This window comes from Actinoplanes oryzae, from assembly GCF_030757795.1.
Classification (GTDB): Bacteria; Actinomycetota; Actinomycetes; order Mycobacteriales; family Micromonosporaceae; genus Actinoplanes.
The window spans coordinates 1-13,239 of the sequence record NZ_JAUQWH010000036.1 but is presented as its reverse complement, the minus strand read 5'-3'; the positions used below and the strand labels follow the sequence as shown (position 1 = coordinate 13,239).

Here is a 13,239-nt window from a genome sequence, read left to right as displayed (position 1 = left end):
GGAGGGGTCATGGCTCGTCAGGCCCGATTCGCCGCGGTGGCCACGGTGCTGCTCGCCGCGGGCCTCCTGGAGGCGGTGCACGCCCTGCCCGCCCAGGCCGCCCGGCAGGCCGAACGCCTCGACCGCGGGCTGATCAGCGTCCGCTCCGGCACCGGCAACCTGGTCAGCTGGCGCTCGCTGAGCACCGATCCGGCCGGCGTGGGATTCCATGTCTACCGTGGATCGACGCTGGTCACCTCCGCCCCGGTCACCGGGTCGACCAACTTCCTCGACGCCGGGGCGGCGGCCGGGGCGTCGTACACCGTGCGGGCCGTGGTCAACGGCAGCGAGCAGGCCGCCGAGGGACCCTCGCTCTCGTTCGCGAACGGCTATCTGGACGTCCCGATCCAGAATCCCAACAGCAGCCTGTACGCCGCCAACGACGCGAGCACCGGCGATCTCGACGGCGATGGAAAGCTCGACCTCGTCCTCAAGTGGGAGCCGCTGAACGCCAAGGACAACTCGCAGTCCGGCGTCACCGATCCCGTTTACGTCGACGGCTACAGACTCGACGGCACCCGGCTGTGGCGCATCAACCTGGGCCGCAACATCCGGGCGGGAGCGCATTACACGCAATTCCAGGTGTACGACTACGACGGCGACGGCGACGCCGAGGTGGCCATGAAGACGGCCGACGCGACCGTCTCCGGCACCGGCCAGGTCATCGGCAGCTCGACCGCCGACTATCGCAACTCGAGCGGATACATCCTGACGGGTCCCGAATACCTCACCATGTTCGACGGACGCACCGGCGCCGCGCTGTCGACCGTCGACTACGTGCCGCCGCGCGGGACCGTGTCCAGCTGGGGCGACTCGTACGGCAACCGGGTCGACCGCTTCCTCGCCGGCACCGCCTTCCTCGACGGGACGCGGCCGAGCCTGATCATGGCGCGCGGCTACTACACCCGCTCGGTGGTCGTGGCCTGGGACTTCCGCAACGGCACGCTGACCCGGCGCTGGACCTTCGACAGCAGCAGCTCGACCAACGCGGGCACAGCGGGGCAGGGCAACCACCAGCTGTCCATCGCCGACGTGGACGCCGACGGGCGCGACGAGATCATCTACGGCTCGCTGGCGATCGACGACAACAGCAACCGCCTCTGGAACACCACGTACGGCCACGGCGACGCCCTGCACGTCGGCGACCTCGATCCGAACCGCGCCGGGCTGGAGGTCTTCAAGGTCGACGAGGACTCCAGCAAGCCGTCGTCGTGGTTCGCGGACGCGCGTACCGGTCAGATCATCTGGTCGACGCCCGCCAACGGCGACAACGGCCGCGGCGTCTCCGGCGACATCTGGGCCGGCAGCCCCGGCGCCGAGTCGTGGTCGTCGGCGGCCGACGGCGTGCGCAGCCCCTCCGGCGCCGTGGTCGCGAGCCGCAAGCCGGGCTCCACCAACTTCCTGATCTGGTGGGACGCGGACCCGGTCCGCGAGCTCCTGGACCAGACCCGCATCGACAAGTACGGCACCAGCGCCGACACGCGCCTGCTGACCGCCGCGGGCGTCCACTCCAACAACGGCACCAAGGCCACACCATCACTCTCCGGCGACATCCTCGGCGACTGGCGCGAGGAAGTCATCTGGCCGACCACGGACAACACCGCCCTGCGCATCTACTCGACCCCGATCGCCACGACCCGCCGGATCACGACACTGCTGCAGGACAGCCAGTACCGCCTGGCGCTCGCCTGGCAGAACACCGCCTACAACCAGCCGCCCCACCCCTCGTTTGCGCTTTCGTAGATCATCCACGGTCTGGGGCCGTCCCTGGGCCGTCCGGGCTCTCGGGCTCTCGGGTTCTCGCAGCTGCCCCAGCTACTCCGCCAGCGCTTTGATGCTCTCCCGGCATCTAGCAGCACCGACGCGTACAGGTGACGAAGCGCGTGCATCCCGTCGGCCCGGTTGGGCGTGATGCCGGCTGCCCGAAGTGCCGGGTGCCAGATTTGATTCGCGGCCACCTGTTGCCGTACCGCCGAGCCCCGGAGCGTCGTGAACATCAGGGGCACCGTGACGGCCGCCCCGTTTGCCGGGTCCTCCCACGGCAGCGTGACGGAGACCGGCGGGCAGGAGTCGAGGTGGCTGCGCACCGCAGCAGCGACGAGGTCAGGAACGGGGACCTGCCGTTCCTTGTCGTTCTTCGGCAGCCCGAACACTAGGTGAGACCCGACCCGCTTGACCTGTCGCCGAACCGTGAGCCAGCCGTCGGCGAAGTCGAAGTCACCCGGCGACAGCCCGAAGATCTCGCCCTGCCTGGCGCCGCAGCCCGCGCCGATGTCCACGATGGCCTGGTAGCGGGGCGCCATCGCGCTCCTGACCGCCGCGACCCGCGACGCCTCCCACGGCACCAACTTGCGCTGAGCCACCACCGGGGCGCTCACCGACTTCGCCGCACAGGGGTTCTTGGCGATCAGCCCATCGTCGACCGCCGCCGTAAAGATGCGCTCAGATGCGCGAACAGCACCGCCCGGGTACTCGAAGCGAGCCCCTTGTCGATCAGTTCCGCATCCCACTCCCGCACCGTGCTCGGCTGAGCGGCAGAAAGTGGCCGTGCGCCGAAGAACGGGATGATGTGGTTACGCACTCGCGACCGCACACTCACCCGCGTCGACTCGTCGAGCCGATGCGTCCGGAGCCACTGTTCCGCGAAGGCGTCGAAGGGCCGCTTTCCCGCAGAGGGGTCGAGGTAGTGGCCGCGCAGCTTATCGGCTTCCACGCTCGCAAGGAAGTCGTCAGCCAGCCGCTTGCTGCGATCCGGGAACGACTTGCTCCGCTCCCGTCCGTCCTGCGCGATGTATCGCATGCGCGCCGCCCTTGCCGGCCGTCCGCGCCTGCCGCTTCGCTCCCGGCGCGGCCCGGCAAGGCCGTAACGCAGTTTCAGCGGGTGCGCCGGAGTCGGACGCCTATCCAAAGAGCGTCCGGGGCTCGCATTTTCCGATCAATGAGTAGACGCGGTCTGCGCTTTCCAGACGAAATATGCGCCCTCGCTTTGGAACTGCTGTTCTTCCTCGATCCGCTTTTCCCGGTAGCGCAGCATCGATGGCAAAATTCCTGCGACCCCCGCTGCAGCGCCAACCGCCGTGACGAGTGGAAGGCCTCCGCTGGCAGCCACCGCAGTTGCTATTGAGCCAAGTGCGAAGGACGCCGCACCGAACGTCGCACCGGCAGCGAGCTTACGGTCTCGGGCTCGCTCGCTCGCGGCAATTTTCTGCCTCAGTGCTATTACCTGCGGGTGAATTTTGTTCTGCCATACGATGTCAGCCGTCTCCTCCGGTGAACGGCCACTGTTATCGCGAATGGTCTCCTCGATTGCTTGCCTAATCAAGACCTGAAGACCGAGGAAGCTCTCAAATTCCTCCTCGCGCAGACGAATAAAATCGGCGGTGGAAAGCCCGCGAATGGCTGGAATCTTCACACGCAGAGCAACATCATCTACATTCAGTCCCGCTGACTCGGATGGCCTGGCGAACATATGCGGCTCGACTAGCGATGCGATCGGCAGCCCGGCCTGCTTGGCGAACGCTGCATCGTAGACCATCTCGTCGAGCTGGCCCTGCAGCAGCTTTAGAGCGACAACCTGCTTCTTTGGCCGCGTTTTCTGGTTGAGGGTCACGGCCGTAGTGCCGGTGAATGACGGCTCACGGAAAGAGCCGGACCATTCGCGAGGCCCAGTCTGCGTGACATCTATCGCCCCCGAGGCACTTAGCTCTTTGGCAAGCACGGCGAGTCTATCTTCATCTATAAAATCGCTCATTCCGAGGCTGAGCGCATGCTGGCGACGATGCTCCTCGCAGTAGCACGGCCGACCAGAGTCAAACATAATGTAGTTGACTAGTCCAGATTTACGGATATGAAGTAGCAATCGAACGTCATTATGTAGCAAGTGGAAGAACTCTTGAGCGTCATCAGTCTTGCGTAAACTTACGTAATCTCGTTCGTATGTTGAGACCAGAGGGCCTTGCATGACGGCAACATCGAAATACTGGAGAACGCTCGCAAACTCCGTGTCTGCAATCTTTGATCGACAGCCGAAATCTGAGCAAGTCTCAGGAGAAATTAGATCTAGGCCTAGGCCTGCTACTACTGCTCCAGAGCTTGGAACGTCGGACACCGCAAGCGCACCCGAGGAAGCACCCTCCGCCAACTCAAGGAGACGGTTACTCGCTTCAGGGAGGTTGATCACCTTGGAAAGTCGACTGAGATCTGTGATCTCGAATTCGTCGATCCATTTGTACATCCAGTGCTGACCCGTGATCTTGCCTGCCACGACCCCGCCCTTCGTCCTAGCCCACAGAGCCGTCCTGATTATCCCTCCTCTCGTCAAAGGGGCGGCACAGCGGCGGTGCAGCCCATGGGGTGGAGTCTGCTTGCCTCCGGCGGGTAGGGCCTCCGGCCCTACGACCCGGGAGGGCCTCCGGCGGCCGGGGCTCCGCCCCTGGCCCCTGGGCCGCTCTGGGATGGCCGGAACCCGGCGGACCATCGCACACCGGAGGCCACCAGACCGCGCCTGCCGGTCCAGGTCGTTCGTCCGGCGGGGCGCTCCACCTGGACCAGGCAGGCGCGGCCCGGCCGAGCGAAGCGTGCGCGACGGGATGTCCCACCGGGACACGGACCACCCATCGCTTTGAAGATCAAAGGCTCAATAGCCCTCAAGATCTCCGGCCCAACGAGGGCACAACTTCCGCCGTAAAGAGCTGGAAAGCGATGACAACGAGCGTGAACGATATGCGCTGGTCAACGCCGCGATTCGGACCACCCGCCGAGGTCGGCGCATGCCCCCGCTTGCTTCGAGATGTACCACTGCGCTTACAGCCCGTATCGATCAAGCGCATCACCGTGAAATCCTGTCGCCGCGATGGTGATCCGACATCGGTCTGCCTGGCATGCCGCCGGGAGCGTGATACTGAGGAGGACAACGAGTGACCTACGAAGACGACGGCAGCGTTGCTTACGTACCGGTGAAGGTCTACGACAACGGTCTCGCGGTGCCTTCTGGCACTACCTTCTACGGCGACCGTGAGCAGACACAGGCGTACGTTGACTGCCTCAACGCGAAGGCGAAGGCGCAGGGCGACGCCACTCGCTATCGCGTCGGTGGACTCGCGCCCCTGCCTGACGTTTCTATAGACCGAAACTACGTCGGTCCGTTGCACTCCCTTGAGGACGGTTGTACCGAGCAGACGGCGTAAGCCAACGAGGATCAAGCCAGCGGCCCACTTGGGGCCGTCTCTGGGCCGTCAGGGCCGCCAGGGGGCCGTCAACGTCGACCGATGTCGACCGGCTTTGAACCGTACTTACGTTTGAAATGGCAGGTGAGGACGGGTGTGCGCAACCATGACCAGCGCTCGGGACAAGGTCCACGCGAGACACCGCCGACAACCAGCTGCCGCGCCCGAGCTTCGCGATCCAGTGAGGCGGGTCGCCCGGGGCTTCGGCACACTGGCGTCATGGAGATCGCCGGACGTCTTGCCGAAGCGCTGGGCAGCACCCTGATCGGCAGCCGCACGCTGGCCGGAGGCTTCTCGCACGAGACAGCCCTGCTCACGCTGGCCGACGGTCCGGTGGTGGCCCGGGTGGGCGGCGGCGACCCCGCGATCGAGGCGGCCGTGATGGACCGGGCCCGTGCGGTCGTGCCTGTGCCGCAGGTGCTGCTGGTCGAGGAGCAGTGCATGGTCATCGAGTACGTGGCCGGGGATCCGCTGAGCGAGGTGCTGGACGCCGGCCGGGGCGATCTGGCGGCTTTGGGCGAGGTCGTGGGGCACACGATCGCGCGCATCGGGTCGATCCGGCTCGACCGGCCCGGCTTCTTCACCGGGCCGGAGCTGACCGTCAAGCCCGAGGAGCCGTGGTCGCAGCAGCTGCCCGGGATGGCGCGGTGGTGCATGGACCGGGTCCCGGACGGGCGGCTCAGCGACCGGGTCCGCGCGGACTGGATCGAGCTGTGCGCGGAGGAGGCGCCGCTGCTGGCCGCTGTGGACTCGATCGCCCGGCTCACGCATGCGGACGTCAACCCGAAGAACATTCTCGTGGCCCGCGATGCCGGCGGGTGGCGGGTGACGGCGGTGCTCGACTGGGAGTTCGCGTACTCGGGATGCCCCTACGGCGACGCCGCCAACATGGTGCGCTTCGGCGGCGACTATCCGGCCGGGTTCGTCGCCGGGTTCGAGGCGGGCTTCGCCGGTGACCAGCCGGCAGACCTGCCACTGCGGGCGGACTGGGCGCGGATCGGGCGGGTGCTGGACATGTTCGCGCTCAGCGACCTGGTCACCCGTACCCCCGGTCATGTCGTCGCCGATCAGGCGGCGGCGGTCATCGTGAGCCGGACCCGCGCCATGCGGTGATCGCGGTCACACTGGAACAACGGAAAATGCATCGGTGGACACCTGGGTTGAGCAATGCCCCCCACCGAGAGGTAGTTCCGATGGCCAGCAGAAAGGCCCGGCGGCTCATCGCCGTCGCCGCCTCCGCCGTGACAGCGGCGGGGCTCGGCGTGGTCGGCCTGGTGCTCACCCAGCAGGCGAGCGCCGCCACCGTCGACACCAGCGGCTACTACGTGCTGAAGAACCGGGCGAGCGGCAAGGTGCTCGACGTCTACGAGTACTCGAAGGCGGACGGCGCCCGCATCGACCAGTGGTCGCAGAACAACGGGGACTGGCAGCAGTTCCAGTTCCTCGACATGGGCAGCGGCTACTACCGGCTCAAGGCCAAGCACAGCGGCAAGGTCGTCAGTGTGGCGAGCGCGTCCAAGGCCGAGGGCGCCCAGGCCGTCCAGTCGACGGGTGACAGCAAGGCGGCCGCCCAGCAGTTCGAGCTGCTCGACATGGGCAGCGGCTACTACCGCCTGAAGAGCAGGAACAGCGGCAAGGTGCTCGCCGTCGAGGGCGGCTCCACGGCCGACGGCGCCAATGTCGTGCAGACCACCGGCGACTCCAAGGCCACCGCGCAGCAGTGGTCCCTGGTCAAGGCCGGCAGCAGCGGCAGTACGGGCGGCACCACCAGCCCGACCGCGGCGTGGCCTGCCGAGACGGGCAGCCAGAAGGTGTCCAGCATCATCTCGGTCCCGAAGAGCGGCCTCGACGGCGGCAACAAGCGCTACTACGCCGACGGCGGCGGCCAGGAGGAGGGCCAGGACCCGATCTTCGAGCTCGCCGACGGCGCGACCCTCTCCAACGTCATCATCGGCTCCCCGGCCGCCGACGGCGTGCACTGCAAGGGCTCCTGCACGCTCAAGAACGTGTGGTGGCTCGACGTGGGCGAGGACGCGGCGACGTTCCTCGGCGGCGCCTCGGCGACCTACACCGTGGACGGCGGCGGCGCGAAGAAGGCCTCCGACAAGGTCTTCCAGCACAACGGCGGCGGCACGCTGACCATCAAGAACTTCCAGGTCGAGGACTTCGGCAAGCTCTACCGCTCCTGCGGCAACTGCAAGTCCGGCCAGCAGAAGCGCACGGTCGTCGTGCAGAACGTCACCGTCACCGCCCCCGGCAAGACGATCGTCGGCATCAACACCAACTACGGCGACACCGCGACGCTCAGCGGCATCACCATCATCGGCGACAGCTCGAAGAAGATCTCGATCTGCGACCGCTTCACCGGCAACAGCACCGGCGCCGAGCCGCCCAAGACCGGCTCCGGCCCGGACGGTACGTACTGCAAGTACTCGACGTCCGCCATCACCTACAAGTAGCCCCCGAACCCGAGTGGGGCGGCGCGCCGGGATCCGTGCCGCCCCCTCGTCATCCCCGCCGCTCGCCGTCCTCCTGCGTGTCGCGGGCCGTGACGGCTGAGCCGGCTTGCTTCCGCCGATTCGCGGCGAGCGGCCGAGCGCCGCAGACGGAAAGCCCCCGCGCACCCGCGCACGGGATGCCCAAACCGCCTACGAGCGGCCGGCACCCGGGCCGGGCAGAGCGCGACACCCGCCGGCGTCGTGCCGGCCCGGCAAGTGGGGACGTTCGACCCTGCCCGGCGGACGCCACGGCAAGCAGGGTGAGGGGATCCAGTACGTCCCCGGGAGGATGCCGTGTTCCCGTACCGTGACACCGACCTCCGGCTTGCCGCCGCCGCGGCGGTCCGGGCGCCCTCGCTGCACAACAGCCAGCCGTGGCGCTTGCGGCTGCGGGACGGCGGGATCGAGGTGCTGGCCGACCGCTCACGCCAGCTCGCGGTGGCCGACAGCACGGGCTGGGCGGTACGCCTCGCGTGCGGCGCCGCCACGTGCAACGCCCGGCTGGTGCTCGCGGCGGCCGGCAAGCCCCCCGAGGTGCTCGTGCATCCCGACCGCTCCGATCGGGATGTGATCGCGCGGCTGGTGCCCGGGGCGCCGCGCCCCGGCACGTACGCGGAGGAGGAGCTGGCGGCGGCGATCCCGCGGCGGCGCAGTCAGCGGGACCCGTTCTCGCCGGAGCCGGTGCCGGCCGGCGCGCGACTGCGGCTGCTGGAGGAGGCCCGGGGCGCCGGCGCCTGGCTCGAGCTGCTGGCCGGGATGACGGCGCTGGCCGGGTTCGCCGAGATCGCCACCAGCGCCGACCGGGTGCTGCGCCGGGACCTGCACTATCAGGCCGAGCTGTCGGCGTGGGCGCACACGACCGAAGCGCCGGACGGGGTGCCGGTGACGGCCGGGGCGCCGTACCCGGAACCGCAGGATCTGCTGCCGCAGCGCGCCTTCGGCAGCCGGCACCGCGCGCCCGGCCGCGACTTCGAGCCCGAGCCGCTGGTGGCCGTGCTGGGCACGGTGGGCGACCGGCCGTACGACCAGGTGGTCGCCGGGCAGGCGCTGCAGCGCGTGCTCCTGGCCGCGACCGCCGAGGGCCTCGCCGCCTCGATGATCTCCCAGCCGATCGAGGTGCCGCCGGCCCGCGAGCAGCTCCGGCGTGCGCTGCGGCGCTCCGGCGTCCCGCAGATGGCCCTGCGCATCGGCTACGGCACCCCGGGCCGCCCGGTCCCGCGCCGCGGCGTCGACGACGTGATCGTGCCCTAGGTTCCTGTGCCGAGCACGCCCGGGAGCTGGGAGCGGCGGGTGACCCCGAGGACCGGGTACGCCCGGCTCAGGTGGATGCCGATCGTGCGGGCGGACAGGCCGAGGCGGGCGGCGATCTGCGGGTTGGTCAGGCCCTGGGCGGCGAGCGTCACCACCTCGCGCTGCTGCGGTGTGAGGCGGGCGCCCGGGGTGGCGCCGGGGCGGGGCGGGGGTGCGGCGGCGGCCAGTTCGGCGGCGGTGCGGTCGCGCCAGGCGGGGAGGCCGGCCGCGGCGAAGGCGTCGCGGGCCGCGGTCAGGAGCGGGCGGGACTCGGCGGGGCGCTGGCGGCGGCGGAGCCAGGTGGCGTAGTCCATGGCGGCCAGGGCCCGCTCGACCGGCCACCGCGCGGTGCCGGGGTCGGCGAGCGCCCGGCGGTAGTGGTCCTCGGCGGCCGGGTCCTGCTCGGCGAGCAGCGCCTGGGCGAGGTGCCACAGGGCGGTCAGGCGGGCCGAGCGCAGGGCGTGCACCCGATGCGCTGCCGCGTCGGCCAGCGGCTTGATCGTGGCGCCGCGGCCGAGGGCGACGGCGATCCGGGCCAGGTCGGCGAGGCCCAGGTCGGAGAGGCGGTGGTGGACCGGGTCGCCGGCCGGGTCGTAAAGGTGGCGCAGGCGGTGGTGGGCCACATCGTGCTCGCCGGCGATCCAGGCGGCCAGGCCGCGGGCGCGGTGCAACCGCATCTCGTGGGCGGCGTGGTGCACGGGTTGGACGGCGGCGAGGGCCGCGCGCAGCCGTTCTTCCTGGTCGGGGTCGCCGCGCAGCACGGCCACCGAGGCGAGCGCGGCCAGGGCGCCCGCGCGGGTGTCGGCGAGGCCCGGGCCGGGGGACGTGCCGAGCACCTCGCCGGCCCGGGCGCGCGCTTCGTCGTAGCGTCCATGGTCGAACGCCGTCCAGGCCAGGCCGCCGAGCGCGAGGGCGCGGTTGATGCCGCCGGGCGGCGCGAGGGCGTACGAGTCGCGCAGCTGCTGCTCGGCGAGACCGGTCTCGTGGCGGGACAGCGCCGTCGTGCCGAGGATCATGGCCCGGAGATCCGGCGCGAGGGAGCCCGTGGCCGAGGTTCCGGCGGGGAGCGGATCCGACGTGGCCACCGCCCGCGCCCACGTCGTCAGAAGGGGATGCGCCACCGGGCGGCCGGCGTCGAGCAGGTCCCGCACCGCGGCCAGGGCCGGGCCGTCGCCGCGCAGCCACAGGGCACGCATGAGCGGCGCCAGCTCGGCGGCCTCGATCGGCCCGGTCGGCGCGGCGGCCGGGGGACCGGCGGTCAGCGCGCGCGCCCAGGCCGGCTCGCCCGCCAGGTGCGCGTTGTGCGCGGCGTGCAGGCGGTCGCTGTGCGCGGCGTGCGGGTCGGGGCTGCGCTCGGCGGCGACTGCCAGCGCGTACGCGGCCGCTCGCAGCCACCCCGCCCGGGTGAGCCGGTCACCGGCCCTGCGCAGCTCCGCGATCAGGCCGTCGTCGAGCGCGGATCCGGCCCGGGCGGCATGCCACGCCCGGGCGGCACCGCGGGGAAGCGCCGCGGCCAGCTGGAACCGGGCCTCGCGGATCAGGTCGACCCCGGCCCGTTCGATCACGGCGGCACGGACGACCGGATGCGTGAAGCGCCGCGCGGTCCCGGGCCGCAGCACGCCGTCCACGGCCAGCCACTGCCACACCTCGGGGCGCACGAGCGTGCCGAGGGCCCGGGCGGTCGCGTGACCCGGCGTCTCGGTGGCGAAGGCCGCCAGCAGCGCCGCGCGGAGGCGTACGGGATCCAGGGTGTCTGCCATGGGAGCCAGCGCGCGCCGCAGCCGGGGCGGGACGGGCAGCTCGGTCGCGGAGGGCGGGAGCTCGCCGGGCGCGGGCAGATTGCGGGCGAGCTCGGTCAGTGCCAGGGGATTGCCCGCGCTCTGCGCCAGCAGCAGGTGGGTCGCGGGATGATCCCGGACGTCCGCGACGACCCGCTCGGCATCCCGGCGGCGCAACGGCCGGAGGGCAACCGGATGCCAGGGCGGACCCGCGGGATCCACCGCCGACGCCAGCACGGGTACGGCGCGCTGCCCGAGGATCGCCGCCCGCGACACCGCGTCCAGCCGATCCAGGTCGTCGACGCACCACAGCCAGCCGGCGCCGAGCCCGTCGGCCAGCTCCCGCACGGCGCCGGCCAGGGAACCGGGCTCCACCGGGGCGGGCACGGCGCCGATCAGCCGGGCGACCGCCGCCGGCAGCTCGGGCAGCGGCAACAGCAACCGCTGCAACCCCGCGCCGGGCAGCGCCTCGTCACCCGGCAACGCGCGCGCGGCGAGCACCCTGCGGCCCGTGGCGGAGCCGCGCCGGACGGCCTCGGCCAGCACGGCGGACCGCCCGGTGCCGCGCGCGCCGTGCACCAGGACCGAGCTGCCGCGCCGCAATGCGGCGTCGATGTCCGCCAGTTCGGAGGTACGCCCGGCAAGCCCTCCGATCACGGCGACTCCACCGGTCCCGCCGCGCCGCCGCCGGGTGCCGAGGCGGCGCGGGCAATCATGCTCAGCTGCGTCCGGTTGGTGACGCCGAGCAGCGGGAAGATGCGGTACAGGTGCGAGCCCACCGTCCGTGGCGACAGCGCCAGCCGTGCGCCGATCTCCCGGTTCGTCAGCCCCTCCGCGGCGAGCCGGACGATCTGCACCTGCTGCGCGGTCAGCCCCGCGAACGGATCCTCCCGTGCGGTCTCGGCGCGCAGCAGCCCCCGCACCTGGGCGACCCAGCCGGCCGCTCCGAGCCGCTCGAAGGTCTCCAGGGCGTCGAGCAGCACCTCCCGCGCACGCCGGGTCCGCTGGGCGCGGCGGAGCCGGTCGGCGTACTCGACGGCGAGGACCGCCCGCTCGTACGGCCACCGGGCGGATCCCGCGACGAGCGGTGCCAGCGCCGTGGCGGCCGCGGCGGGATCCTCGTCGAGCAGCGCGGTCGCCGCCGCCAGCCGGGTGCGGACGCGGGTGCTGAGCCACCGGGTCGCGTACCGGTGCCGGGTCTGGTCGATGACCGTCGCGGCGGCCGCCTGGGCCCCGATGCGGGCGGCGGCCGCGGCCAGGTCGGGCAGGACCAGCAGCTGCCACGGGTGGCGCAGGTCGCCGTCGGCGCCGCAGGCCTCGCGCAGCAGCTGGTACGCCGTGGCGTGCTCCCCGTCCGCCGCCGCGGCGAGCCCCTGCGCCCACCGCACGCGCACGGCGAACACGGGCACTTCGAGCAGGCCGGGCAGGGGGCGCAGGGCGGCGCGGAGGTCCTCGTCCGGGACGGGACGCCCCCGCCCGTACGCGAGGACGGCCAGCTGGGCGTGCGCCCCCGCCCGGATCAGCGGCGCCTCGGCCGTGACCTGCGCTGCGAGCAGCGGGGCGATGACCTCTTCCGCCTCGGTCCAGCGGCCGAGGTCGACGAGCGCCCACCCGGCGGCGCCCGGCGCGCTGAGGAACGCGCCGATGGCCGTCCCGCCGGTGACCGCGGCGACCGCCGGCCCGAGCAGCCGCAGCGCCTCCTCCGGCTCGTCCAGCAGGAGTGCGGCGGCGCCGGCCGCGGCGGCCGCGTACACCTGGTGTGGCGCCTCCGGATCCGGGACCGCGAGCACGGCATCCCGGACCCCCGCGCCGGGACGCAGCAGCGCGAACGGGAACAGGGTCCGCGGATCCGTCTCCGGACCGCGCAGGGCCGCCCCGAACGCCGTGGCCGGCGGGCCGTCGCCCAGCAGGAAGATCGGGAACGCGGCCGTGCCCGCCAAAGGCCACAGCACCTCGATGTCCGTGTCGCCGCCGCCGGCCTCCGCCAGCGTCCGGGCGAGCAGGTGGGCGGCGGCCCCGGGGTGCCCGCGCATGACCAGGGTCCACGCCGAGAGGGTGGCGATCCGCCGGGCCAGCCGCGGATCAGCGCCGGCCGCGGCGCGGTCGAGCAGGCTGCCCGCCCAGCGGACCCGGCCGACGGTCGAGGCCCGGTCGGCGGCCTGGAAGAGGACGGCCGGCCGCTGCTCCGGGCCGAGCAGCCCGGCGGCCCGTTCGAGCAGGCCGATCGCGGTCACCGCCCCCGCACCGTCGAGCCGGTCGGCGGCTGCGGCCAGCTCGGCGGCCAGGGCCGGATCGGGGCCCTCCGCCGCGGCGGCCCGGTGCAGCAGCGCCTGCCCGGGATCCGTGGTCACCCCGGCGAGATCCAGGTGCGCCCGCTGCCGCCCGGCCGGGCCCGCCGCGTCCAGGACG

Annotated in this window: 10 protein-coding genes; 5 read left to right on the top strand and 5 right to left on the bottom strand. The window is 71.8% G+C overall.

Features of this window, described 5'->3' with window-relative positions:
- Nucleotides 1-9: 9 nt before the first annotated feature.
- Nucleotides 10-1,782 carry a rhamnogalacturonan lyase gene (locus RBH18_RS14700; RefSeq protein WP_306207938.1) on the top strand — a complete coding sequence of 591 codons (1,773 nt, stop codon included), beginning with the start codon at nt 10-12 and terminating at the stop codon, nt 1,780-1,782.
- Here the strand turns inward: RBH18_RS14700 and RBH18_RS14695 are convergent.
- The 3 genes from RBH18_RS14695 to RBH18_RS14685 form a co-directional block, all read right to left on the bottom strand.
- Nucleotides 1,743-2,417, bottom strand: a complete 675-nt coding sequence (locus tag RBH18_RS14695) for a tyrosine-type recombinase/integrase (RefSeq protein WP_306207936.1) — start codon at nt 2,415-2,417, stop codon at nt 1,743-1,745. The genes RBH18_RS14700 and RBH18_RS14695 overlap by 40 nt on opposite strands.
- A 29-nt stretch (nt 2,418-2,446) precedes the next feature.
- Nucleotides 2,447-2,839 carry an N-terminal phage integrase SAM-like domain-containing protein gene (locus RBH18_RS14690; protein WP_306207935.1) on the bottom strand — a complete coding sequence of 131 codons (393 nt, stop codon included), beginning with the start codon at nt 2,837-2,839 and terminating at the stop codon, nt 2,447-2,449.
- Nucleotides 2,840-2,974: 135 nt separating this feature from the next.
- A complete protein-coding gene (locus RBH18_RS14685; protein ID WP_306207933.1) occupies nt 2,975-4,303 on the bottom strand; it encodes a hypothetical protein in 1,329 nt (442 codons plus the stop codon).
- 652 nt (nt 4,304-4,955) lie between these two features.
- On the opposite strand from RBH18_RS14685, the gene RBH18_RS14680 reads away from it, so the two are divergent.
- From RBH18_RS14680 to RBH18_RS14665, 4 genes are all read left to right on the top strand, one after another.
- A complete protein-coding gene (locus tag RBH18_RS14680) occupies nt 4,956-5,225 on the top strand; it encodes a hypothetical protein (protein ID WP_306207931.1) in 270 nt (89 codons plus the stop codon).
- A 258-nt stretch (nt 5,226-5,483) separates the two neighbouring features.
- A complete protein-coding gene (locus tag RBH18_RS14675) occupies nt 5,484-6,377 on the top strand; it encodes a phosphotransferase family protein (protein ID WP_306207929.1) in 894 nt (297 codons plus the stop codon).
- Nucleotides 6,378-6,457: 80 nt separating this feature from the next.
- Nucleotides 6,458-7,723: a pectate lyase gene (locus RBH18_RS14670; RefSeq protein ID WP_306207927.1), complete on the top strand. Its 1,266-nt coding sequence runs from the start codon at nt 6,458-6,460 to the stop codon at nt 7,721-7,723.
- Nucleotides 7,724-8,056: 333 nt separating this feature from the next.
- Nucleotides 8,057-9,013 carry an Acg family FMN-binding oxidoreductase gene (locus tag RBH18_RS14665; protein WP_306207925.1) on the top strand — a complete coding sequence of 319 codons (957 nt, stop codon included), beginning with the start codon at nt 8,057-8,059 and terminating at the stop codon, nt 9,011-9,013.
- On the opposite strand, the gene RBH18_RS14660 is transcribed toward RBH18_RS14665, so the two are convergent.
- Together RBH18_RS14660 and RBH18_RS14655 are read right to left on the bottom strand one after the other, a co-directional pair.
- The gene (locus RBH18_RS14660; RefSeq protein WP_306207923.1) at nt 9,010-11,487 is read right to left on the bottom strand and encodes a helix-turn-helix transcriptional regulator; all 2,478 of its coding nucleotides are present in this window, start codon (nt 11,485-11,487) and stop codon (nt 9,010-9,012) included. The two genes, RBH18_RS14665 and RBH18_RS14660, sit on opposite strands and share 4 nt — an antisense overlap.
- Nucleotides 11,484-13,239: helix-turn-helix domain-containing protein (locus RBH18_RS14655; protein ID WP_306207921.1), on the bottom strand; the 1,756-nt coding region annotated here is incomplete at its 5' end. The genes RBH18_RS14655 and RBH18_RS14660, both read right to left, overlap by 4 nt.

What these genes read in the sequence shown, in the direction of transcription:
- RBH18_RS14670 (WP_306207927.1), top strand. Translation starts at nt 6,458, where the DNA reads ATGGCCAGCAGAAAGGCCCGGCGGCTCATCGCCGTCGCCGCCTCCGCC.
- RBH18_RS14700 (WP_306207938.1), top strand. Translation starts at nt 10, where the DNA reads ATGGCTCGTCAGGCCCGATTCGCCGCGGTGGCCACGGTGCTGCTCGCC.
- RBH18_RS14675 (WP_306207929.1), top strand. Translation starts at nt 5,484, where the DNA reads ATGGAGATCGCCGGACGTCTTGCCGAAGCGCTGGGCAGCACCCTGATC.
- RBH18_RS14690 (WP_306207935.1), bottom strand. Translation starts at nt 2,839, where the DNA reads ATGCGATACATCGCGCAGGACGGACGGGAGCGGAGCAAGTCGTTCCCG.